Raw genomic sequence first — 22,387 nt, 5'->3', positions numbered from 1 at the left:
AGGCTGCGCGGATCAGCCGGCGCTGTTTTCGGCGCCGGCGGCCAGCCGGCGCAGGCCACGGAAGGCCTGTACGGCACCGTGCTCGCCCTTGACCACGGCGGCCACTTCGGCGGCGATCGGCATCACCACGCCGTATTGCGCCGCCAGTTCCATGACCACGCTGGACGTCTTGATGCCTTCGGCGACCATGTTCATCGAGGCGACGATTTCCGCCGTCGTGCGGCCCTTGGCGAACTGCTCGCCGACCTGGCGATTGCGCGACAGCGGGCTCATGCAGGTGGTCAGCAGATCGCCCAGGCCGGTCAAGCCGGAAAAGGTTTCCGCCTCGCCACCAAGCGCGACACCGAGCCGGGTGATCTCGGCCAAACCGCGGGTGATGACCATCGCGCGCGTGTTCTCGCCAACCGAAAGCCCTTCGGCCATGCCGGCGGAAATGGCGATGACATTCTTCAACGGCCCGCCGAGTTCGCAGCCGATGACATCGCTGTTGGTGTAGACACGGAACACGGCGCTGGAGAACAGTGGCTGCAGCGCGCGCGCCACCTGTTCATCGGCCATCGCCAGCACCGCGGCAGCAGCCATGCCCTGCAGCACTTCGCGGGCGATGTTCGGACCGGCCAGCAAGCCAGCTGGATGACCCGGCAGTTCCTGGTTGATGACCTCGGTCATCCGCATGTGGCTGCCCTGCTCCAGACCCTTGGCGAGGCTGATCACCGGCACCCAGGGCCGCAGCAGCGGCGCCACGGCCCGCAAGGTGTCGCGGAAGCTGTGCGAGGGCACACCGACCACCAGCACATCGCAGTCGTGCACCGCTTCATGCAGTGAAGAAGTGGCGAGCAGCCGCGAACACAGCGGCAGGCCTTTCAGATAGGCGGAGTTGCGATGCTCGCGATTGATCTCGTCGGCGGTGTCGGCCTTGCGCGCCCAGATCGTGGTCTGGGTGTTGCGCGAAGCCAGCGACGCGACTGTGGTGCCCCAGGAGCCGGCACCGAGCACGGCGATGCGGATCTTCCGGCTCATGCCGCCTGCCCTTCCGAAGCTGGCCAGTGGTTCATCGTGTCGACGTACAGCTGCTGCACTTCGGCGATCCGTTCGTTCAGCTCTTCGGGCTTCCACTTCGAGACGTCGATGCCCGGCAGCACGGTCACCTGCAAGGTGCCGGCACGCATCGTCTGATCGTTGCGTCCCATGATCTCGCCGGCATTGCGGATCACCACCGGCACGATCGGCACCCCGGCCTGCATCGCCATGTGGAAAGCGCCCTTCTTGAACTTGCCGAGCTTCGGCGTCCACGAGCGCGTGCCTTCCGGCGCGATGCAGATGCTCAGGCCAGCCTTCAGGCGGTCGACGGCAGGCTTCAGCGCATCGATCGATTTCTGCGAATTGGCGCGATCGAGAAAAGCGATATCGGTCATCTTCATGTAGCGGCCGAAGCCCGGCACGTTCGCCGCTTCGGCCTTGGCCACGCCGCTGAACTTGCCGCGCACCAACTTCATCATCAGGAACAGATCGAACTTGCTCTGATGATTGAGGATGAACACGCAGGGCCGGTACTTGTGCAGGTTTTCCGCACCGACCAGATCGACCTTGACGCCGAGCACAGCAAGCGCCGCATCACCGGCAGTCGCCGTGATGAAATCGGCGGCGCGGCGGGTATCGCCGGTGAGCTTCTCGAGCCCGAGCCCGGCGACGAAGCTGGCGCCCATCGCGGCATAGGCACCGACGGTGCGCGCCACCGCTTGCGCCGGGCCACGACTGCGGCGCGGAAAACGCAGCACCGGCCAGCCGCCTTCGATCGCGACCTTCTCAAGCTCCGGCTTCGGCTGCACCGCGCTGGGCTTGCCGACCGCCTTCAGGAACGCGATGTCCTCATTGCCGTTGGCGTAGCCATAGCTCGATTTCAGATTGATGCCCTGGGCTTTCGCGAACGCCCGCACGCCAGCCGCCTTGCCATCGCCCCAGGCCGGCGAGCCTTCGACACCGCCGGTGAGTCGGCCGTTGCGGATCATTGCCCGCGTGCAGACGATATGTTCGATGCCGTACTCGCGAGCCAGCGGCTCGATCTGGTACAGCGTCGCCGACGACGCGATGGCTACCGTATGGCCTTTCTTCTGATGGGCGTCGACCAGTTTCCAGGACTCCGGGAACAAGGTCGTCGCCGTCTTCGCCAGCCACAGCCGCTGCCACAGCGCGCGCATCTCGGCTTCGGTCTGGCCGGCCCAGTCGAGAATGCCCTTGCCGATGATGTCGTTGAACTCGGCGTCGCTGAGATCGCCCTTGCGGGCCATCTTCACGGTCTCGATCAGCTCCTTGGCGCCGATGTCGCCGCGCTTGATGCGATCGGTGAAATAGGCCGCCGCCGAATAGCCATCGATCAGGGTACCGTCGTAATCGAAGAAGGCGCCGATCTTCGGCCCCGACGGACCATCGGCGATGCGCTGCAGTTGCTGTTCGAGTGCGGTCATGCGGAAGCGGATTCCTGGAGTTCGATGACCCGTTCGGAGGGGACTTCCGGCGGTGGCGCGCGACGCGCCTCGTCCAGCTGTTCGATCGCCGCGAGACGCTGCACGACCGAGGCCAGTTCGTCGGCGAAATCCTGACGGCGCTTGGCGAGATCCGGTGCGCCCGGCTTCAGCAGATCGCGGTTCGCCGCCAGCGACAGCGCATTGGCGAACACTTCTCGCGATACGCATTCCGGGCTGCTCAGGCGCTTCTGCATGACGTACTGGCGGCCGACGCTGACGCATTCCTCGGTCAGCTTCTTCTTGTCGATCTTGGCATCAACCGGCTGCGCGGCAAGGCGATCGGCAACGATGAAATAGGCTTCGATGAACGGCGTCAGCACCCGATGGGCAATCAGGAACGGCGAGTTCAGCAGGATGCCGCGCCGACCTTCGGCGGTGACTGCCTTCTGCCTGAACTTGGCGTCGAACATTCGCGATTCGGACTTCTGTTCCTCGCGATAAGTGGCCTTGTCGCTGAAGAAGAAATCGAATTTCAAAAGATCGCGCAGCGCGAACGCCGACTGCCAGGCACGCTCCAGCGGACCGGTGAGTTCTTCCTGGCTGGTGTCGAGCAGCGCCACTTCGAGAATCGCCCGGTTGATGAACCAGTGCACCGCGCTATTGCGGTAGAACGCCGCGACCGAGTGCTGACCAGGCTCGATCGCGAACACCACTTCGGTGCCGGCGTCGTAGCGGCTGACCACGCCGCTGTCCTTGAGCGTCGCCAGGGTCAGCTCGACGCCTTCGGGACTGCGCAGCTCGTCGAGATGCGAACTCGGCAGCCCGCGAGCATCGGCGTAGTCGAGCAGCGGCAGCACCAGCTCGTGGACTTCACCCAGGGTCAGCGCCCGATCACGGACGCCGAGCAGCGCCAGCGTGACCAGCGCCGGTGCGGTGACCGGCGTGACTCGGTTGATGCGCTGGAACACTTCGAAGGCGATCTTGGCGACCGTCCACTTGCCCGGACCATCGGCATCGGCGCGGGCCAGTGCTTCCTTCAAGCTCAGTGGCTCACCGAAGCGTACATAGGCGCTGCCGATCAGCTTCTGCTGGGTGCGGGCGTAGCCGGCGAGCCAGAGCAGATTTTCCTTGGCCTTGGCGGCCCCGGCTTCCTCGGCGGCCATGCGACCGACTTCGTGCATCTGGTCGTAGGTGGTGGAGACCGGCACCAGCAGCATGTCGTCGGCACCACCGCTTTCGATCGCCGAGACCAGATAGCTGAGCAGGCCGTACTTCGGCGGCCGGAGCTTGCCGGTGCGGCTGCGCCCGCCTTCCATGTACCACTCGAGATTGCGGCGCTGCGCGGCCAGCCAGGCGAGGTATTCGCGGACCACCAGCTTGTAGACTTCGTCGTCCTGGAAGCTGCGCCGGATCAGGATGCCGCCGGAGCGGCGGATGATCGTGCCGAGCGGCCAGAAGCCGAGGTTGTTGCCACCCAGGATGTGATTGCGCTTCAGGCCGTTGTCGCGCAGCAGGCGCGACAGGATGAAGGCATCGGCATAGCTGCGATGGGTCGGCAGATAGACCAGCGCATTGGTCTCGTTGAGCTGCTTGAGCTTGGCCAGCGCGTCGAGGTCGGCATCGACCGTCCAGGCTCGCGTATGCAGCGGGCCGAGGCCGTAATCGAACATCGCCGCGAACGCCGGGCTTTGCACGGTGACGATCTCTTCGAGGCCTTTCAGCGCTTCGGCGGCGACCTTGTCGACCGGCAGCTTGAGCTGGGCGGCGAGCTTGCCGATCTGGTCGACGAAGCGTTCGCTGCGCGACACCTGCCGGGCTACCTGGCGGCGCTGGATCAGGGTCGCGGCGACCACCGGATTGAGGTTCATCAGATTCATGCTGCAATGCTCCCTGCAGCCGCGGCGTCGACACGCGCGGTGGTGGCGAGGATCACCGACGTCACCAGCTCAGGATCGTCATACATCGGCACGTGGCCGCAGCCGGGCAGGAACAGGCTTTCCGAGCCCTGCACGACGGTCTGCAGCGGCTTGCCGTAGCGCGCGAACGGAATGACCTTGTCGAGCTCGCACCAGGCGATGCGCACCAGCGGCGGATTGACCTTGAACGGCGCGATGCCGCCACGCTGGCCCATGCTGACCAGCAGCGCCGGCAGCATCGTCGTGTCGCGCATCGACTTCATCGCCCGGCTGCTTTCCGCGGGCGACACCCGATCGCCGCGCTCCATGCCCTGCTTGTTCAGCGTGCGGCGAACCCAGGCGAAACGCAGGAACAGCGCGGTCAGGAAGATCAGGATCGGCAGGATCATGAAGACAATCCGGAACGACTTGGCGATCGCCTTGTAATCGTCCTGGGTCGCCCAGCCACCGGCCGGCGACAAGGCAGTGACCGAGGTCGCGAAGCCGCGTCGTGCCAGTTCCAGCGACAGCCAGCCGCCCAGGGAATTGCCGGCGACATGAGCGTGCTCGATGCCGCGCGCCCTGAGATCGGCGATCAGCAGATCGGCGAGCACATCGACAGTCGGCGTGACGCCGTCGGGAATCGCCGGGCCGCCCGGATGCCCGGGCAGGGTCGGCGCGATGATTCGATGGTGCTTCTCCAGCAGCGGCAATACCGGCTTCCAGATATGCCAGGTACCGCCAAGTCCGTGCAGCAAGACCAGCACCGATCCGCTACCGCCCTCGTAGGCTTCACCCGCTGCCTGGCTGTTGTTCACGCACCCCTCCGCATCGTGTCGTCGACCGTGCTTCATCAGCGATCAACATGTGCCGATCCAGGTCCGGCTGCACCCGACTAAGGTCAGGCCGGCCGGAGATCGTCACGATGCTGATGGCTTTGCGAACGCCAATCGACATTGTAGTATGGTGCCATACTATGTTGGTTGGACCCCTGGGGCAAGCCACGGCTGGCCCTGCAGGGAATCTCCAACATTGGCCCGACATTCATTGTGCAGCACCCTTCAGGAGAAAGAATCTTGCGTGGACTCAAAGACAAGGTGGCCCTGGTCACCGGCGCAGCCAGCGGCATCGGCCTCGCGATCGCCAAGCGTCTGGCGGAAGAAGGCATGATCGTCGGCGTGCTCGACATGAATGCGGAAGCAGCGGCCAAGGCCGTTGCCGAGATCGAAGCGGCCGGCGGCAAGGCCACGGCCGGAATCTGCGACATCACCGACTACGAAGCCGTGAAGAAAGCGGTTGCCGAAGTCGAAGCCAAGATCGGCCCGACCTGGGCGCTGGTCAACAACGCTGGCTGGGACAAGCCAATCCCGTTCCTGAAGACCACTCCGGACTTCTGGAAGAAGGTTGTCGACATCAACTACATGGGCCCGCTGCACATGACCCATGCCGTGGTGTCGGGCATGGTCCAGCGTGGCGGTGGCCGCGTGATCTTCATCGCGTCCGATGCCGGCAGAGTCGGTTCGTCCGGCGAAGTCGTGTACTCGGGCACCAAGGGCGCGACCATCGCGTTCGCCAAGGCGCTGGCCCGTGAAGTGTCGCGCAAGAACGTGACCCTGAACTGCATCGCCCCCGGCCCGACCAACACTCCGGCGATGGACGCCTTCGTCGGCACCGGCGAAGAAGGCCAGAAGATCCGCGATGCGATGGTCCGCGGCGTGCCGCTGGGCCGCATCGGCGAGCCGAGCGACTACCCGGGTCTGGTGGCGTTCCTCGCCAGCGACGACGCCTCGTTCATGACCGGCCAGACGATCTCCGTCTCGGGCGGCCTGACGATGCACGGCTGAAACGTCGGCCGAGCTTCGCTTGGCCTTCGTTTCACCAAGCCGCGCGGCCTTGTTGCCGCGCGGCTTTTTAATTGCCCGTCATTCCCGCGCAGGCGGGAATCCAGTTCTTTGCTGCCAGCGGTGTGCGTACGTCGAAACTGGATTCCCGCCTTCGCGGGAATGACGAATGGGTAGAGTTTCGGCCCAGGTACTGTCGTTCCGCTTTTTTCACAAAGGTTTCCCATGAACAACCGCCAGATCACCCTCAAATCCCGCCCGGTCGGCATCCCGCAGCCCGAGCACTTCGAGCTGAAGACCGTGGCCGTGCCGGAGCTGAAGGACGGCGAGTTCCTGGTCGAGAACCACTATCTGTCCGTGGACCCGGCCCAGCGCGGCTATGTCAACGATGAGAATAACTACGCCCCGCCGGTGCCGATCGGCGCGGTGATGCGGGCGATGGCAGTCGGCAAGGTGATCGCGTCGAAGCACGCGGACTTCGCCGAGGGCCAGTTTCTCTACGGCTGGTTCGGCTGGCAGGACTACAGCGTCGCCACGCCTGCGAGCGTGCTGCGCAAGGTCGATCCGCATCAGGCACCGTTATCGACCGGCGCCGGCCTGCTCGGCATCAACGGCCTCACCGCCTACCTTGCGCTGCATGACATCGGCGCGCCGAAGCCCGGCGAAACGGTGCTGGTCACGGCAGCCGCTGGTGCGGTCGGCAGCATCGTCGGCCAGCTCGCCAGGCAGGCCGGTGCACGCGGTGTTGCCGTCGTCGGTTCAGACGAGAAAGGCCGCCAGGCGATCGCCGATTACGGCTACGAAGCCTTCATCAACTACAAGCGGCCGCTGGAACCGCAGCTCAAGGAAACCTGCCCGAACGGCGTCAATGTCTTCTTCGACAACACCGCCGGGGAGATCGCTGACAGCGTGATCCGCCACATGGCCTGGTTCGGCCGGGTGATCCAGTGCGGCACGATGTCGATCGCCAGCTGGGCACCGAACCCGACCGGCCCGCGCATCGAGCGTGAAATCCTGACTCGCCGCCTGCGCCTCGAAGGCTTCGTGATCTTCGATCACATCAAGCGCTATGACGACGTTGCCGCCAAGCTCGCAGCGATGCTGAACGGTGGCTCGCTCCGCTACGCCGAGGACATCAGCAGCGACATCGCCGAAGCGCCGCAGGCGCTGGTCGATGTCTATTCGGGCCGCAACACCGGCAAGAAGCTGATCAAGCTGCGCTGACCTTTCTGCCAGAAGAAGCCTGCGCTTCAGCGCCCCTTGAACTGCGCCGGCCGACGCTCGATGAAAGCGGTGATGCCTTCGCGGGCGTCGTCGGTCGACGCGGCACGGACCAGGCCCTGCACCTCGTCTTCCATCTGCCGCTCGAAGCCCGCCCCGAGCGCCGTGGTCATCAGCCGGCGCAGTTCGCCGTAAGCCCGGGTGGGGCCGTTGGCGAGCCGGATCGCTGCGGCTTCAGCTTCCTGCATCAGCGCGTCGTCATCGACGACGTAATCGACCAGTCCCGCCCGCTCGCCTTCCTCGGCGCTCAGCACTTCGCCGAGCAGCAGGAAGCGCCGCGCCCGCGACAGGCCCATGCGCGAGGCCAGCGTGAAAGTGGCGCCCATGTCGCAGGTGTAGCCGATCGTGGTGTAGGCGCCGCCGAGCTTCGCCGAACGTGCGCAGTAGACGAGGTCGCAGCCGGCGAACAGGCCGACCGCGCCGCCCATGGCCGTGGCATGCACGGCGGCGACGATCGGCGCATCGAGCCGCGCCAGTCTGGCGACGCCGAGATGCAGGCCGGCGGTCCATTCGCGGATCTGGTCCGGCAAGGTGTCGAGCGTCTTCGAGAACATCTTGACGTCGCCGCCGACGCTGAAGAACGGCCCGTTGGCGCGAAGCAGCACGGCGCGTACGTCCTTTCGGCTGGCGAGTTCACCGCCGACCTTGCCGAGATCGGCGCAGAACGCGGCGTTGAACGGATTGCCGAGCTTCGGCTGGTTCAGCACCAGATGGGCAACACCGTCGCGAACCTCGAGTTCCAGCGATTCGTAAGCCATGTTCGTTCTCGTTCTGAAGGCAATGAGGGCATGGCCCAGGCGGCAAGTCGGCGCTCGATGCCGACACCTCGCAAGTGCGGGCGAGCCCGCGCCGCCACAAGCCGCGCCGCTTTGATATTATTGTATGGTTCCATACCATATGGCCCGAGACAAACGCCTCGGGCCTGTTGCTGTCGCCAGTGCTTCGTCTGCCCTACCCCTACACCGATCGAGAAACGACATGTCGAATTACAAGGACATCACCTACGAAGTCGGCGCCAACGCCGTGCGCATCTTCATCAACCGCCCGGAAGTGTTCAACGCCTTCCGCAACCAGACGGTCGAAGAACTGATCGACGCGTTCCGCAAGGCCGATGAAGAGAAGTCGGTCAACACCGTGATCTTCGGCGGCGCCGGCGATAAGGCGTTCTGCACCGGCGGCGATCAAAAGGTTCATCTATCGGAAGACGGCCTGTACGGCCCGCGCGGCATGGTCGGCCTGCCGATCGAAGAACTGCAGACCGCGATCCGCGATTGCCGCAAGGTGGTGATCGCCCGCGTCCAGGGCTTCGCGATCGGCGGCGGCAACGTGTTCGCCACGCTTTGCGATCTGACCATCGCCTCCGAGAAGGCGCAGTTCGGCCAGGTCGGCCCGAAGGTCGGCTCGGTCGATCCGGGCTTCGGCACCGCTTACCTCGCCCGCATCATCGGCGAGAAGAAGGCGCGTGAAGTCTGGTTCCTGTGCCGCCGCTACAAGGCGCAGGAAGCGCTGGAAATGGGTCTGGTCAACAAGGTCGTCCCGCATGACGATCTCGACGCCGAGTGCGAAGCCTGGGCCGCCGAAATCAACTTCATGAGCCCGACCGCGATCGCCATCGCCAAGCGTTCGTTCAACGCCGACAGCGAAAACATCCGCGGCATCAGCTTCATGGGCGTGGCCGCGGTGAAGGGCTACTACCAGAGCGAAGAGTCGAAGGAAGGCGTGCGCGCCTTCAACGAGAAGCGCAAGCCGGACTTCAAGAAGTTCGCCTGATCGCAGATCGTCACTCGCTGAAAACCCGAGCCAGCACCCAGAGCCCCGACATGTACAACGACAGCAACATCACGACCGAACTCGACGCCGACGGCATTCTCGTCGCCCGTATCGACATGCAGGGCCGCACGATGAACGTGTTCTCGCGCGCCATGATGGATTCGCTCGAAAGCCTGCTGACGTTCGTCGCAGGCGATGCTGCCGTTAAAGGCGTGGTGCTGACCTCGGGCAAGTCTGCCTTCCTCGCCGGTGCCGATCTGGACATGATCCGGGTCTTCACCGAGCGGGCGAAGGTCGATGCCGTTCCCCAACTCAATGAACTGTTCGGCCATCTCGGCCGGCTGTTCCGCCGTCTCGAACTGTCCACCAAGCCGTATGTCGCCGCCATCAATGGCCTGGCGCTGGGCGGTGGTCTGGAAGTCGCGATGGCCTGCCACGCCCGCGTGGTGCTGGACGATGAAAAGGCCGTGCAGCTCGGCCTGCCGGAAATCAAGCTCGGCCTGCTGCCGGGCGCTGGCGGCACGCAGCGCCTGCCGCGTCTGGTCGGCACCGCCAAGGGTCTGAACATGCTGCTGACCGGCGATCCGGTCGGCCCCGCTGAAGCGCTGAATCTGAAGCTGGTCGACGCGGTCGTCCCGGCTGATCAGCTGATCGCCAAGGCCAAGGAAATCGCCAAGTCGATGCCGCAGCCGCTCGCACGCTGGGATCGCCCCGGCGCCTCGTTCGACGCCGCACCATTCGATTTCAGGAGCCCGACGATCATTGCCGAGATCGCCAAGGCAGTCGGCATCACTGACTACCAGCTGCAGTACTACCCGGCCTATCACGCGATCATCGATTGCGTGGTCGGTGGCTGGAACCTGCCGCTGACCCCGGCCAGCGACCGCGAGATGGACATCTTCGTCGAGCTGATGCGCGACAGCGTCGCCGGCAACATGGTCCGCACCTTGTTCCTGAATCGCCAGAAGGCGGCGAAGCTCGGCCTGCTCGCCAAGGACTCGGTACTCGCCGTTGGTGACGATGCGCTGCTGCCGCAGCTGCGCGCCGCCAATGCCGGCACCGCCAGCGCTGCCGAAGCGAGCAAGCTCGCCGTCGCAACCCTTGCTGCGCTGCGCGTCTGGAAGGCCGGCAAGGTCGACGAGACCACGCTCGCCGATGTCGCGGTCGTCTCGGCCGGGCTGTTCCCGTCCTACGCCGGTGGCCCGTACACCTATGCCACGCAGATCGGCGCCGACGCGCTGCGCAAGGCCGCCGATGGCGATGCCGTGACACTCGCTGCCGTCGATGCCTGGTTCGCACCGCGCACGGCATCGGCCCCGGTCGCTGCCTGATGGCGATCGATCGCGCCCACATCGGCTACAGCCTGCCGGCGTTCAGCGTCGAAGCCACGCCGGAGCGGATCGCCAGGTTTCGTGCGGCGATCGGCGACACTGGCGGTGATGTTCGCGTGGCGCCGCCGACCTTCATGAAGATGGTCGAAGGCGAGCACAACAGTTCGCGGCGGATCCTCGATACGCTGGCGGTCGATCTGCGCCGAGTGCTGCACGCCGAGCAGCAGTTCGACTACCTCGGCCCGATCCTCGCCGGCGATCAGCTGGACGTGGTCCGCAAGGTATCGGACATCTACGAACGCAAGAACGGCCTGATGGAATTCATCGTCATCGAATCGATCATCAGCCACGCCGAGCGCGGCCTGCTCGGCCGCTCGCGCCAGGTGGTGCTGGTCCGCAATCCGAAGCCGGCGGTGGCAGCATGAATGACGCCAGCACTGTCCTCGCCGAATACGAAACCGGGCCGATCACCCGCGAGATGCTTGCCGCTTATGCGGAGGCTTCGGGCGACACCAACCCGCTGCATCTCGATCCGGCCTTCGCCCAGAAAGCCGGCTTCGCCGACGTGATCGTCCACGGCATGCTCAGCATGGCCTTGCTTGGCCGTCTGCTCTGCAGCCGCTTCGCCAATCGCGAGTTGCTGAAGTTCGATGCCCGCTTCGCGGCGATCCTGCCGGTCAACACCTCGCTGCGTTGCCGCGCGCGCCTTGCGGATGTCGTCGAGGGTCAGCCGGATGACGGCCATCTGCGTCTGGCGCTGGAAGCGATCGATCCGGCCGGCACGGTGATCATCACCGGCAGCGCCGAACTCGCGGCTGCGAACTGATGGCCGCAGTACAGCGCTGCACGGTCGAGGAAATCGTCGCTTCACTGCGGCCGGGCATGACCGTGTTCGTGCCCGGCGTGTCCGGCGAAAGCCTAGCCTTTCATGCCGCGCTCAAGGCGCAGCCGGAATTCGCGGCGGGCGTTCGTTTCACCGGCCTGCACTTCCCCGGCATCAACCGCACTGATTACCTCGGCCTGCACGCGGAAGCGCGCCAGCGCGGCTACGTGATGACGCCGGGCCTGCGCGCCGGCCTGGCCGATGGCCGCGCCGAGCTGGTACCGGTCGACTATCCGGCGATCTATCGCGATCTCGCCAGCAACGTCGCGGTCGATCTCGCGATTGCCCAGGTCAGTGCACCCGATGCCGATGGCAACTGCAGCCTTGGCCCCAGTCTCGATTTCCATCCGGCGGTCTGGTCCAAGGCCAGGCGCCGCGTGCTGCACATCAACTCGCGCCTGCCGCGCACGCGCGGCTCGTGGTCGATCGCCTATGCGACGGCCGATGCCGCGTTCGAGGCCGACAGCGCGCTGGTCAACTTCGATGCCGGCGGCAGCAGCGAAACCATCGAGCGTCACGCGGCGCTGGTCGCCGGCCTGGTGCGCGATGGCGACACCCTGGAATTCGGCGTCGGCAAGCTGCCAGGCGCGATCCTGGCATCGCTGCGCGATCATCGCGATCTGCGCATCTGGTCCGGCATGGTCACGCCGCAGGTTGCTGCGCTCGTCGATGCTGGTGCGGTTGCTGCCGAGGGCGCGATCGACGCTGGTGTCGCGCTCGGCGATGCCGCGTTCTACGAGCGCCTGGGACAGGACCGCGCGTTCCATTTCCGGCCCGTTTCCGAAACTCACGACGTGCGCCGGATCGCCGCGATAGACAACTTCTGCGCGATCAATTCGGCAGTGGAAGTCGATCTGTTCGGCCAGGTCAACGCCGACAGCCTCAACGGCAAGCTGATGGCCGGCGTCGGTGGCTTGCCGGCTTTCGTGGCCGGCGCGCAGCTGTCGAACGGTGGCCGCTCGATCGTCGCGCTGCCGGCGGCAACCGACGATGGCCGCTTCACTCGCATTGTCGGCAGCTTTGATCGCGGCATGGTCGCCCTGCCCCGTCACTGCGCCGATTACGTGGTCACCGAGCATGGCGTCGCGGCGCTGCGCGGCTTGTCGATCCACGAACGCGCGCGCGCCTTGATTGCTGTCGCTGCACCCGCTTTCCGCGAATCGCTGGAAGCGCGCTGGGCCGATATCGCCAGACGCCTCTAGGACTCTTCAGACCTCTCTCACCCAGGACTCCGAACAATGTCGAACCCGTCTACTACCGGCCTGCTGGCTGGCAAAGTCGCTCTCGTCACCGGCGCCGGTCGCGGCATCGGCCGTGGCATCGCGCTAGAACTGGCCAAGGCCGGCGCCAAGGTCGTCGTCAATGATCTCGGCGTGTCCTTGACGGGCGAAGCCGGCGGCGAATCGCCGGCCGACAGCGTCGTCCGCGAAATCAAGGAACTGGGCAGCGATGCCGTCGCCGATACCCACTCGGTGGCCAGCTTCGAAGGCGCCCAGGCGATGATCGAAGCCGCACGCAGCGCGTTCGGCCGCATCGACATCGTGGTCAACAACGCCGGCAATCTGCGCGACGTGATCTTCCACAAGATGAGCGAGGAAGAGTTCGACGCGGTGATCGCCGTGCATCTGAAAGGCTCGTGGAACACCAGCCGCGCTGCCGCGCCCTACTTCAAGGAACAGGGCTCGGGCAGCTTCATCCACATGACCTCGACCTCGGGACTGGTCGGCAACTTCGGCCAGGCCAACTACTGCGCGGCCAAGCTCGGCATCGTCGGCCTGTCGAAGGCGATCGCGCTCGACATGCAGCGCTTCGGCGTGCGTTCCAATGCGATCGCGCCGTTCGCCTGGACGCGCATGGTCAGCTCGATTCCCGACGAAACGCCGGAGCAGAAGAAGCGCGTCGAAGGCTTGAAGAAGCTGATTCCTGAGAAGATCGCGCCGTTCGTGGTCGCGCTGGCGTCCGATGCTGCCAAAAGCGTGTCAGGCCAGATCTTCGGCGTGCGCAACAATGAAATCTATCTGTTCAGCCAGCCGCGCCCGATCCGCACCGCGCACACGGCCGAAGGCTGGACGCCGGAAGCGATCGTCGAGCGAGTGTTCCCGCAGTTCCAGAACGATTTCTATCCGCTGCACCGTTCGGGTGACGTGTTCACTTGGGACCCGGTCTGAAGCCCCCAGTTTCTACGTAGTCGAGAATTCAGGAGACAACGATGTCCAAGCGTGAAGTGGTAGTGGTTGGCGCAATGCGTACGGCGATCGGCAGCTTCGGCGGCACGCTGAAGGATGTGCCGCTGACGACCCTGGCGACGACCGCCGTCAAGGCAGCGCTGGCGCATGCCGGCGTCGATCCGAAGGAAGTCGGCCACATGGTGATGGGCAACGTCATCCCGACCGAGCCGCGCGACGCCTACCTCGGCCGCGTTGCCGCGGTGGAAGCCGGCATCCCGAAGGAAACCCCGGCGTTCAACGTTAACCGCCTCTGCGGTTCCGGCGTGCAGGCGATCATCTCGGCGGCGCAGGCGATCCTGCTCGGCGACTGCGATGTCGCCATCGGCGCCGGCGCTGAAGCGATGAGCCGCGGCCCGTACCTGCTGCCAGCCGGCCGCTGGGGGGCGCGCATGGGCGACGCGAAGATGCTCGATTACATGACCGGCATCCTCCACGACCCGTTCCATGCCATCCACATGGGCATCACCGCCGAGAACGTGGCCGCCCGTTACGGCATCACCCGCGAGATGCAGGACGCCCTCGCCGTGACCAGCCAGCAGCGTGCCGCCAAGGCGATCGCCGAAGGCCGCTTCAAGGGCCAGATCGTTCCGGTCGAGATCGCCAGCCGCAAGGGCCCGATCCAGTTCGACACCGACGAAAACGTGCGCGCCGACTCCAGCGTCGAAGCGCTCGCCAAGATGAAGGCCGTGTTCAAGAAAGACGGCCTGGTCACCGCCGGCAATGCTTCGGGCATCAATGACGGCGCCGCCGCCGTGGTGCTCGCCGAGGCCGGCCGTGCTGCTGCGCTCGGTCTCAAGCCGCTGGCGCGCCTGGTGTCCTACGGCCACGCCGGTGTCGAACCGGAATACATGGGCATCGGCCCGGTTCCGGCATCGAAGATCGCGCTCGCCAAGGCCGGCCTGAAGGTCAGCGACATGGACGTGATCGAAGCCAACGAAGCGTTCGCGGCGCAGGCCTGCGCGGTGGCGCAGGAACTGGGCTTCGACCCGGCCAAGCTCAACCCGAACGGCTCGGGCATCTCGCTCGGCCATCCGGTGGGCGCGACGGGCGCGATCATTACCACCAAGGCGATCCACGAGCTGCATCGCACCGGCGGCCGTTATGCGCTGGTGACCATGTGCATCGGCGGCGGTCAGGGCATCGCGGCGATCTTCGAGCGCGTCTGATTCAGCGCGCTGGATGAAAAAGGCCGGGACTCGCGAGAGTCTCGGCCTTTCTTTTTGCCCGCTACCTGGACTGACCGCTCACGGCGTCGGCGCTGTCTCGCTGTTGCGCAGTTCGATAGCCGGCGTGTCTTCGGCTCTTGCCGCGAGCAGCAGCGCCGTCTTCATGTAATCGCCGACCATCTTGCGGTGGCTCTGCAGCTGCAGCAGCGCCCGCTGGCCGACCAGCACTTCGGCGTCGTGTTGGACCAGCGCGATCTGCCGGCTGGCCAGTTCGAGCTTGGCCAGCAAGGCAGCCGACGCTTCGCTGGCCGGCAACGCGGCCAGACGGGCTGACGAAGCCTGCAGGGAAACGGCCAGCTGCCGGTATTCACGCTGATCGCCGATCGCCGCGTAGAGCGCCGAAGTGTCATTGCCCGGCTCCAGGCGCAGGCGGTCCATCAGCCCGTACAGCGCAGCATCGTCGGCGAGATCGATCGCCGACAGCGAGGCGACGAGATCGCCAGCCTTGACGAAAGCGGCGTCGCGCTCGATCGCTGCATCCGTATTGCGGAGGCTGGTCAGCGTGTCGGCATAGCTGGTCCGGGCTGCGCCGATATCGCGTAGCTGATCCTGGGCATGGGCGATCGCCAGCTTGGCTTCGATCACGGAAGGATCGCGCTCATCGCGACCCAGCAGCGCGCTCCAGACGGTGATCGCGCGGCGCAGGCCATCGTTGCGATTCTTCGGCGGATCGTCACGCTCGAAACTGCTCGGGCCGGCCCAACCGCCGCTGATTTCCGGCTCCAGCACGCGCAAACGTTCCAGCGAATTGCGTATTGGGGCCGATAGGTCGCCGATCTGGTCCGGCACCCGCAGGTTTTCAGTACGCAACGTCACGCGCGGCAAGCGTTCGCCGTCCGGTGCGAGCTGCGCCCAACCCATGCCGAGCAGCGCGCGGTTCGACGACAGGCCGTCGCTGCGCACGCGGCCCAGCACGCCGAGCGCGGTACGCCCCTGTTTCTCCCTCAGGAATTGCCAGCCGAGCGACAGATTGGCCCTGTCGCGCAGTTCGAGCAGCTCTGGATCGGTGGACGCGGTGCGGCCGAGCAGATCCAGCCAACTGCGGCCGCGGGCGGCATCGCCGCTGCGGATCATCGCGATCGCCAGGTTGTAGCGGCCGTAACCGGTGGCGCGCAGCGCTTCGGTCGATGCCGCCATGTAGCGGAAGGCTTCGATCGATTCGCTGTCTGCGACCTTCAAGGTATCGCGCGCCTCGCCCGGCCGCAGGCGCGCAAGTTCGATCAGGCCGCTGACATTGCGCCAGTCCGCCTGGCGATACTCAGGCAACCTGCGCTTCGACAGCACCAGCTGCGCTTCGGCCGCCGAGTAGTCGCCAGCGGAATAACGCGCTTCGGCAATCAGCAGCCGTTCGGTCGCCACGGCAGCGCCGGCGACCTTGGCGGCATCGAGTTGATCGCAGATCGCCTGTGCCCGGTCGAGCACGCCGAGCTCGCGCAGCAGCGCCGCCTGCGCCAGCCAGTACGGTGGTTCGAAATGGCCGTTCGGCCCCGCCTGCACAGCATCGGCCAGCAGCGCGACGAGCCCGTTTGCGGCCTGTCCCATGCGGCCTAATGTGCGGGCATGGCCGACCGCCGGATCGTTGTCGGCACCGGGCGGATAGCGGACCACGCCAACGTTGACGCCGAGCGCTTCGAGCGAGCCGCTGATCACCGACGTCTTCCGCGATTCGTCGCGCTGCAAACGCCGGAACACCAGGCCGGGCTTGCCGAGCGTTCCGGATTCTATGCGTAGTTCCAGGTCGCTCCCTGCCGAGGCAAGTTCAAGATTCTGGTCGATGTTCAGCTGCGCAGACTCGCCTTTGGCGTCCGCCATCAAGGTCACCGTGGCCTGTACTCGGTGGACGCCGGAGCTCAGGCTGCTGCGGACCAGACGCAGTGGGTCGCGCCGCTCCGCCAACGCTGCTGTTTCCGCAGCCAGTAGCGCGCGATCGAATAGCGTCTGCTCGTCGATTCGGATGCTCAGGCTGGCAATGTTCACCCGGTTCAAGCCAGAAGCATCGAGGTACAGGTTCACCCGCCCAGACATCGGTACGGCCTGCGCATCGGCCAGCTGTTCGGCTTCCGCCAATCGCTGGTAGACCGAAAAACGCAGCGCTAACGGGCTCTTGAACATCAGCAGCGGCAGTTTCGTCGCCTGATTGGCGAGTGGCGCAGGTTCCTGCGCTATCGCGGGGGCGGCGGGAGCCTCTGCCGCCGGTACCGGGCTGGCTTCCAGCAGCGGCGGCTGGATCGGCGCCGGCTGCTGCTCGGTCACTTGTCCCGGAAGCTGTTCGATGACCTGTTCCGGCGCGGTTCTCGGCGCTGGCTCGTGAATCAGCGGCTGTGCCGACGGAGGCACCGCAATCACGCGAATGACCGGCTCGGACTCCTGCGCGGCGGCCGGGGCTTCCGACGATGCCGGAATGGATACGACGGGCACCGGTTCCTGTGCGACGGCGACGCTGCCGAAGCTCAGAGACAGGAGCGAGGTCAACAGCAGCTGCAGAAACGGCGCCGCCGAAGCTGGCTTCGTACGTGCTCGGACCATGATTTCCTCCATCCACAAAAAAAGGCGGCAGCTCAGGCCTGTCCGCCTGAGCTGCCGCCTGTGGTACTGCGCAGCGTCAGACGGTGTGCGGTTTCGCGTCGTCCTTCATGAACTGCGAAAGGTCAATGTTCTCACCAACCGCCAGATCTTCACGGCCCGCGAAGCTGGGCTTCACCAACCAGATGATGAGCGGTAGCACGACCAGCGAAAGCACCATGTTGATCAGCATGATCGCCACCAGGAGCATGCCCATGTCGGCCATGAACTTGAACTCGGACAGGAAGTACCAGGGCAGGATGCCGGCCAGCATGATCGAGGCGGTGAACATGATCGCCTTGCCGGTCGTCGTGAGGGCAATGGTGATGGCCTTCTCCCAGTTTTTCCCGTGCGCTGAATACTCTTCGCAGATTCGAGATAGCAGGTAGATGCCGTAGTCGATACCGACGCCGACGCCCATGACCGCCACGATCACCGCGTTGATGTCCAGACCGATGCCGAGCGAGTACATCGCGGCATTGAGCAGGAAGTTGGACAGGTTCACCGGGATCAGCAGCAGAATCGCCGCCATCAGCGAACGGTAGGCATAGCCGGCAATCACGGCGATGGCGACGTTGACGCAACCCAGAATGAACCAGTGGTAGCGATGGACGACGTTGTTCATCGCCTGCTGCAGCGCGATGAAGCCGGTACCGAGGCGAACCGTGAAGCCTGGGTGGTCGACGCCGACGATGTCGACCGCACGCTTGGCGCTGGCCAGTGCCGCATCAACCGTTTCCTGCTTGTTGTCGGCGTACCACAGCGACACGGTGGAATGCTGTGCTTCGAAGTCCATCACGTTGCCGAAGTTCAGCGGCGTGGAACCGAACAACACGGCCGAGCCGGCACTGAACGCGGCGCGCTTGTTCGGATCGACCGGCAGCCACTGCGGGTTGCCACCGGAGAACAGGCGATTGCCTTCGTACATGTAATCGCTGAACGACAGCGTGGCGCGCGGCTTCAGGATCGGATCGGACTCGACGATCGCCTGAATCTTCGACCGGATGACCATCGCTTCCGGCGACAGCGCGATGCGATTGGTGCCGTCCCTGTCGTTCTTCGCCTCGATGACGATTTCCAGCGTGTTGGTGCCCGGGAAATGGGCATTGATCGCGCGGATTGCCGTGTTGAACTCGGAGTCGTAATGCAGCAGGTTCGAGCCTTCGACCGGGTTGCCGATCTTGATCTCGAACGACGCCCAGATGCCCCAGATGCCGAGCAGCACGGTGAAGATCGACGTGTACAGCGCCGGCTTGCCGTAGGTGAGCTTGGCGATACCGCGCAGCAGGTTGCCCTGGAAGGCGTGGATGCCGGTTTCCTTGCCATCGCCACCGGCAATGCGGTCGATGTTCTTCGGCAGCGGCAGGTAGGACAGCAGGATCGAGATCAGGAACACGCCGGTCGGGATGATCCACAGCGCCCAGGCGCCGCAGAACAGGGCGTGGGCGAACATCGTGTGAATCGGCGCGATGGCGATGAAGATGATGCCGAACACGTCGGTCATGATGCCGAGGATCGACGGCGCCATCATCACGCCCATGGTGATCTCGGCGGACTTCCGCTTGTCACCGATGTGCTTGAGGATTTCGTAATAGCGTTCGGTGAACTGAATGCAATGCGAGAAGGTTCGAGCCACCAGCAGCAGTGGCACGATCATCAGCAGTGGTTCGACCTTGTAGCCGGTCCAGCCGATGAAGCCGAAGCCCCAGACGCCGGCCATCGCGGCGCAGACGATCGGCGTGACTACGCCGGCAACGTTCCGCATGTACAGCACCAGCGCAATGATCAGCAGCGCGATGGTCACGCCGAAGATCATGTAGGTCTGATGCTGGAACTTGTAGACCCAGCCCGTCAGCGCCGGCTGGCCTGCCAGGAAGATTTCGTGGTTCTCGTCGGTGGCCGCCTTGACCAGACCGTCGACATAGTTGAATGCCACGCCGTAGTCGAGCGTGGTCTGGAACGTGGCGCTGATCAGGGTCGACGAACCATCGGCCGACACATAGAAGTTGCGGGCGTTCGGCGACTGGGCGACGCGGCGCTTGAAATCCGCCACCTCGGCTTCGTCCTTCGGTACCGCATCACCCATCAGCGGACGAACGTCCACACCTTCCGGCGTGGCTTCGACGTAGCGCAGCTTTTCGGTGGAGATCGAGATGATCTGATCGTGATCGACACCATCGGTGAGATCGATGTTGCGAGTGAGATCCCAGACCTTCTGCAAGGTATCGGCGTGATAGATGTCGCCATCCTTGCGCTTGACCATCACGAACATGGTCAGCGGATTGCCGAAGTTCGGATGGGCGTTGTAGATCTTCACGAACTCGTCATCCTGCGGCAGCAGGTCGGCGAACACGGTCTTGATCTCGACGCGCGGAATGCCGGCAGCAAAAGCCAGCGTGACCACCACGAACCAGATGGAGACCATGAAGCGATGGTCCATGACCCATTTGGCCACGCGGAAACGAAGTGGGGGTTGTGATGCGACTTGGGTCATGGCGATCAATCTTGGAATCGATGAAGGAAATGCACGCGGATCGCAACGACGATAGCGATACCGGTAGCGCGGGGTCCGTCGCAATCAGAGTTCATCAGAACCATGACCATGACTGAACCTTGCAGCAACTTCACAAACGGTCCGGATGGCTTTCACCATCCGGACCGTGACGCAGGACAGCTGATGTAGCGTGCTGCTTTTAAGCGTTATCAACCAACCGGAATCAGAACTGGTAACCGAGGCGGATCGCCAGTTCATTGGTCTGGCTGATCAGATGCACGACGTTCTTGTTGGGGTTGTTGCCCCAGGCATTGTCGTGAACGAAGTTGTAGAACATGTTCACAGTCAGATTGCCGCGCGGCTTCCACTGCAGACCCGGCTGGAACAGCACGCCACCCTGCACATCGACGAGCGTCGCGAAGCTGAGCTCATAGATGTAGTTAGGGAACGGCTGCACCGCGGCAAACACCACATAGTTGGCACCGGCACTGATACCCGGACTGATCTTCGGCGTGGTGCTGGTTGGCACGTGCGGATCGAGCTTGATGCCCTGATTGCTGTAGTTCTCGCTGCCGTAGCCATCGAGCAAGAGACCCACGAGATCGCTGTTCTTCTGCCAGAGGTACTGGAACACCATGTAGGTGGCCGGGAACTCGGTGGAGAAGCGCTGATACTTCTCAGCCACGAAGCCAACCTGGATTTCTTCGCGCTTGTCGAACTCCTTACGCAGATCGATCGCCGTGAACACGCGCTTCGGCGTGTACGTGGTTTCCAGATTCATGATGATCTGGTCGAAGATCGAACCCGGCTCCGCTTCGGTCACGAAGCCGCCGCCGAGACCGAAGACGTTTTCGGCGAAGTACTGACGTTCGATGTGACCATGCAGACCTTCACCAGCGCTGAAGAAGGCGCTCAGTTCGTTCGCGGCGGCATCCGGATTCTGGCCGATGTTGCGAGCGAGCAGCATCTGCGAAGCATCGAAATCGTCAACGGCCTTGTTAAGACCATCGAGGGCGTCGAGCTTGATGTAGCCCGCGTAGTTGAACCACTCTTCAGCGCTGAACACGCCGGCCGGTGAGGCTTCGAACGGCGTATTGGCGAGAATCGGACCGCAACCCTGACCGCCGGTGCCAAGCACCAGGTTGCAGTACTGGTTGAAGGCCGCACCGAGGATGTTGGAGTTCGGCAGGGACTTGATAACGTCGGACTTGGTCCAGCGAATCGCACCCAGCGGGTTATAGCGGTGCGTCGCCATCGCCTGCAGGTTGTAGTTGCCGAACTCGGCCTTGAAGCGAATGCCGTAGTTGACGTTCTTGTTGTAGCCGCCCTGGTCGTAGCGGTCATGAATCGTGAACTGCGACGGCACCACGTTGTACGAGGTGTTGACGTTGTTCAGCACTGACGGAATGAACTGCTGGGCGAAGAAGTCCGCCGAGAGCTGATCGGTGATCTGCTGGGTGATGCGGATACCCGGTGCCGAGGCACGGGAGTCGGCATATTCCTCGACCGCACGATTGAGAATCAGGTGGCGGCGAAGATCGAGGCCGTTGGCAGTATCCATGATGCGGAAGAACAGCAGCTGACCCCAGGCGATCGTCTGGTTACCGACGCGCACCGTGGTGTTGCCGCTGTTCCATTGCACGAAGAACGCCGGCAGATCGACCATGTAGTTGCGGCCGGAACGCTCGAAGAAGATCGGGTTCTTGTTGCCTTCAACCTGATAGCCGAGTTTGTCCGGCGTGGTGTGGAACTGACGCGACTCGCCGCCCTGAATGCCGCCGTTGATGTCGTCGTAGTTGCGGTAGTCGAAATCGTTGTAGCCGAGATCGTCCGGATCGTAGACCGCACGCAGGCGGGTGATCAGCGAGAAGTCGCCCCAGGACAGGGTCGGGGTCAGCTCGAAACGCAGCAGGTGATAGTTCAGCAGCTGATTCTTCAGCGGCACATAACGGGTGATGGTGTCGTTGACACCCACCTGATTGCTGACACCACGCGTCGGCGGAAGCACGCCGATGCCGGACAGCGGGATAACGCCGCCTGGGCCGATCAGCGCATCGGTTGGCTGCAGCGGAACCGCGTAGTTCAGCGCCGGGTTGCCGGGGGTGCGCCGGATCGGCACGCCGTTGGCAAGATCGCCGAACTGGTTGGCCTGCTGAACGCGGTCGTCGGTGCTGAACGCCACGTCGAAACGAATGAAGCCGTTGTACGAGAAATCGGCACCGAGAAACTTCGAGCCCGCGCCGCCCGCAGCCTGCACGCCGCCGCTCGCGAAAGCGGCGATGCCGGCCGCGATCAATCCGCAATACTTCGTGTTGCAAACCTTCATGTTGTTATCCCCCGCTGTGTTTCCCGATCGCCCTGCCGATCGCACACTCGCACCCAGCGAGCGGTCGTCGGCCTTTTCGCAGTGA

At 64.4% G+C, this 22,387-nt stretch carries 17 protein-coding genes; 9 read left to right on the top strand and 8 right to left on the bottom strand.

Features of this window, described 5'->3' with window-relative positions; all coding sequences use genetic code 11:
- Positions 1 to 12: 12 nt before the first annotated feature.
- Genes G513_RS0101100 through G513_RS0101085 form a run of 4 tightly spaced genes read right to left on the bottom strand, consistent with a single transcriptional unit; the run spans position 13 to position 5,178 of the window.
- Positions 13 to 1,020: an NAD(P)H-dependent glycerol-3-phosphate dehydrogenase gene (locus G513_RS0101100; RefSeq protein WP_022974980.1), complete on the bottom strand. Its 1,008-nt coding sequence runs from the start codon at positions 1,018 to 1,020 to the stop codon at positions 13 to 15.
- Positions 1,017 to 2,465: an HAD-IB family hydrolase gene (locus tag G513_RS0101095; protein WP_022974979.1), complete on the bottom strand. Its 1,449-nt coding sequence runs from the start codon at positions 2,463 to 2,465 to the stop codon at positions 1,017 to 1,019. The genes G513_RS0101100 and G513_RS0101095 overlap by 4 nt, the downstream gene beginning before the upstream one ends.
- A complete protein-coding gene (locus G513_RS20705) occupies positions 2,462 to 4,342 on the bottom strand; it encodes a 1-acyl-sn-glycerol-3-phosphate acyltransferase (protein ID WP_022974978.1) in 1,881 nt (626 codons plus the stop codon). The genes G513_RS0101095 and G513_RS20705 overlap by 4 nt, the downstream gene beginning before the upstream one ends.
- Complete coding sequence (locus tag G513_RS0101085) at positions 4,339 to 5,178, bottom strand: alpha/beta fold hydrolase (RefSeq protein WP_022974977.1); 840 nt, start codon at positions 5,176 to 5,178, stop codon at positions 4,339 to 4,341. Before G513_RS0101085 ends, G513_RS20705 begins: the two co-directional genes overlap by 4 nt.
- 258 nt (positions 5,179 to 5,436) lie before the next feature.
- Here G513_RS0101085 and G513_RS0101080 point away from each other — a divergent pair, with 258 nt between their 5' ends.
- Together G513_RS0101080 and G513_RS0101075 are read left to right on the top strand one after the other, a co-directional pair.
- Positions 5,437 to 6,204 (top strand): SDR family NAD(P)-dependent oxidoreductase, encoded by a 768-nt coding sequence (locus G513_RS0101080; protein WP_022974976.1) that lies wholly within the window; start codon positions 5,437 to 5,439, stop codon positions 6,202 to 6,204.
- Between the two features lie 222 nt (positions 6,205 to 6,426).
- Positions 6,427 to 7,425: an NADP-dependent oxidoreductase gene (locus G513_RS0101075; protein ID WP_022974975.1), complete on the top strand. Its 999-nt coding sequence runs from the start codon at positions 6,427 to 6,429 to the stop codon at positions 7,423 to 7,425.
- Between the two features lie 26 nt (positions 7,426 to 7,451).
- Here G513_RS0101075 and G513_RS0101070 read toward each other — a convergent pair whose 3' ends face one another.
- Positions 7,452 to 8,240, bottom strand: coding sequence for an enoyl-CoA hydratase/isomerase family protein (locus G513_RS0101070; RefSeq protein ID WP_022974974.1), 789 nt, complete (start codon positions 8,238 to 8,240; stop codon positions 7,452 to 7,454).
- Between the two features lie 220 nt (positions 8,241 to 8,460).
- On the opposite strand from G513_RS0101070, the gene G513_RS0101065 reads away from it, so the two are divergent.
- The 7 genes from G513_RS0101065 to G513_RS0101035 are packed head-to-tail and all read left to right on the top strand — an operon-like array spanning position 8,461 to position 14,860.
- Positions 8,461 to 9,252, top strand: coding sequence for an enoyl-CoA hydratase-related protein (locus G513_RS0101065; RefSeq protein ID WP_022974973.1), 792 nt, complete (start codon positions 8,461 to 8,463; stop codon positions 9,250 to 9,252).
- 50 nt (positions 9,253 to 9,302) lie between these two features.
- Positions 9,303 to 10,583 carry an enoyl-CoA hydratase-related protein gene (locus G513_RS20700; protein WP_022974972.1) on the top strand — a complete coding sequence of 427 codons (1,281 nt, stop codon included), beginning with the start codon at positions 9,303 to 9,305 and terminating at the stop codon, positions 10,581 to 10,583.
- Positions 10,583 to 11,008, top strand: a complete 426-nt coding sequence (locus tag G513_RS20695) for an FAS1-like dehydratase domain-containing protein (RefSeq protein WP_022974971.1) — start codon at positions 10,583 to 10,585, stop codon at positions 11,006 to 11,008. Before G513_RS20700 ends, G513_RS20695 begins: the two co-directional genes overlap by 1 nt.
- Positions 11,005 to 11,409 (top strand): MaoC/PaaZ C-terminal domain-containing protein, encoded by a 405-nt coding sequence (locus G513_RS20690; protein WP_022974970.1) that lies wholly within the window; start codon positions 11,005 to 11,007, stop codon positions 11,407 to 11,409. Before G513_RS20695 ends, G513_RS20690 begins: the two co-directional genes overlap by 4 nt.
- Positions 11,409 to 12,668: an acetyl-CoA hydrolase/transferase family protein gene (locus G513_RS0101045; protein ID WP_022974969.1), complete on the top strand. Its 1,260-nt coding sequence runs from the start codon at positions 11,409 to 11,411 to the stop codon at positions 12,666 to 12,668. Before G513_RS20690 ends, G513_RS0101045 begins: the two co-directional genes overlap by 1 nt.
- A 36-nt stretch (positions 12,669 to 12,704) precedes the next feature.
- Positions 12,705 to 13,634 (top strand): SDR family NAD(P)-dependent oxidoreductase, encoded by a 930-nt coding sequence (locus G513_RS0101040; protein WP_022974968.1) that lies wholly within the window; start codon positions 12,705 to 12,707, stop codon positions 13,632 to 13,634.
- A gap of 41 nt (positions 13,635 to 13,675) precedes the next feature.
- The gene (locus G513_RS0101035) at positions 13,676 to 14,860 is read left to right on the top strand and encodes an acetyl-CoA C-acyltransferase family protein (protein ID WP_022974967.1); all 1,185 of its coding nucleotides are present in this window, start codon (positions 13,676 to 13,678) and stop codon (positions 14,858 to 14,860) included.
- Positions 14,861 to 14,938: 78 nt separating this feature from the next.
- On the opposite strand, the gene G513_RS0101030 is transcribed toward G513_RS0101035, so the two are convergent.
- From G513_RS0101030 to G513_RS20685, 3 genes are all read right to left on the bottom strand, one after another.
- Complete coding sequence (locus G513_RS0101030) at positions 14,939 to 17,446, bottom strand: hypothetical protein (RefSeq protein WP_156891336.1); 2,508 nt, start codon at positions 17,444 to 17,446, stop codon at positions 14,939 to 14,941.
- A 76-nt stretch (positions 17,447 to 17,522) separates the two neighbouring features.
- Positions 17,523 to 19,937, bottom strand: a complete 2,415-nt coding sequence (locus G513_RS0101025) for an efflux RND transporter permease subunit (protein WP_028474989.1) — start codon at positions 19,935 to 19,937, stop codon at positions 17,523 to 17,525.
- 262 nt (positions 19,938 to 20,199) lie between these two features.
- Positions 20,200 to 22,302, bottom strand: coding sequence for a DUF1302 family protein (locus tag G513_RS20685; protein WP_156891334.1), 2,103 nt, complete (start codon positions 22,300 to 22,302; stop codon positions 20,200 to 20,202).
- Between the last annotated feature and the right edge of the window lie 85 nt (positions 22,303 to 22,387).

This window comes from Nevskia ramosa DSM 11499, from assembly GCF_000420645.1.
Lineage (GTDB): Bacteria > Pseudomonadota > Gammaproteobacteria > Nevskiales > Nevskiaceae > Nevskia > Nevskia ramosa.
Note: the sequence above shows the minus strand (reverse complement) of the source record. Positions and strands in the feature narration are given on the sequence as shown.

Excerpts from the sequence above, each read along its gene's own strand:
- G513_RS0101100 (WP_022974980.1), bottom strand. The coding sequence starts at position 1,020 with ATGAGCCGGAAGATCCGCATCGCCGTGCTCGGTGCCGGCTCCTGGGGC.
- G513_RS0101095 (WP_022974979.1), bottom strand. The coding sequence starts at position 2,465 with ATGACCGCACTCGAACAGCAACTGCAGCGCATCGCCGATGGTCCGTCG.
- G513_RS20705 (WP_022974978.1), bottom strand. The coding sequence starts at position 4,342 with ATGAATCTGATGAACCTCAATCCGGTGGTCGCCGCGACCCTGATCCAG.
- G513_RS0101075 (WP_022974975.1), top strand. The coding sequence starts at position 6,427 with ATGAACAACCGCCAGATCACCCTCAAATCCCGCCCGGTCGGCATCCCG.
- G513_RS0101070 (WP_022974974.1), bottom strand. The coding sequence starts at position 8,240 with ATGGCTTACGAATCGCTGGAACTCGAGGTTCGCGACGGTGTTGCCCAT.
- G513_RS0101065 (WP_022974973.1), top strand. The coding sequence starts at position 8,461 with ATGTCGAATTACAAGGACATCACCTACGAAGTCGGCGCCAACGCCGTG.
- G513_RS20700 (WP_022974972.1), top strand. The coding sequence starts at position 9,303 with ATGTACAACGACAGCAACATCACGACCGAACTCGACGCCGACGGCATT.
- G513_RS20695 (WP_022974971.1), top strand. The coding sequence starts at position 10,583 with ATGGCGATCGATCGCGCCCACATCGGCTACAGCCTGCCGGCGTTCAGC.
- G513_RS20690 (WP_022974970.1), top strand. The coding sequence starts at position 11,005 with ATGAATGACGCCAGCACTGTCCTCGCCGAATACGAAACCGGGCCGATC.
- G513_RS0101045 (WP_022974969.1), top strand. The coding sequence starts at position 11,409 with ATGGCCGCAGTACAGCGCTGCACGGTCGAGGAAATCGTCGCTTCACTG.
- G513_RS0101040 (WP_022974968.1), top strand. The coding sequence starts at position 12,705 with ATGTCGAACCCGTCTACTACCGGCCTGCTGGCTGGCAAAGTCGCTCTC.
- G513_RS0101035 (WP_022974967.1), top strand. The coding sequence starts at position 13,676 with ATGTCCAAGCGTGAAGTGGTAGTGGTTGGCGCAATGCGTACGGCGATC.
- G513_RS0101030 (WP_156891336.1), bottom strand. The coding sequence starts at position 17,446 with ATGGTCCGAGCACGTACGAAGCCAGCTTCGGCGGCGCCGTTTCTGCAG.
- G513_RS20685 (WP_156891334.1), bottom strand. The coding sequence starts at position 22,302 with ATGAAGGTTTGCAACACGAAGTATTGCGGATTGATCGCGGCCGGCATC.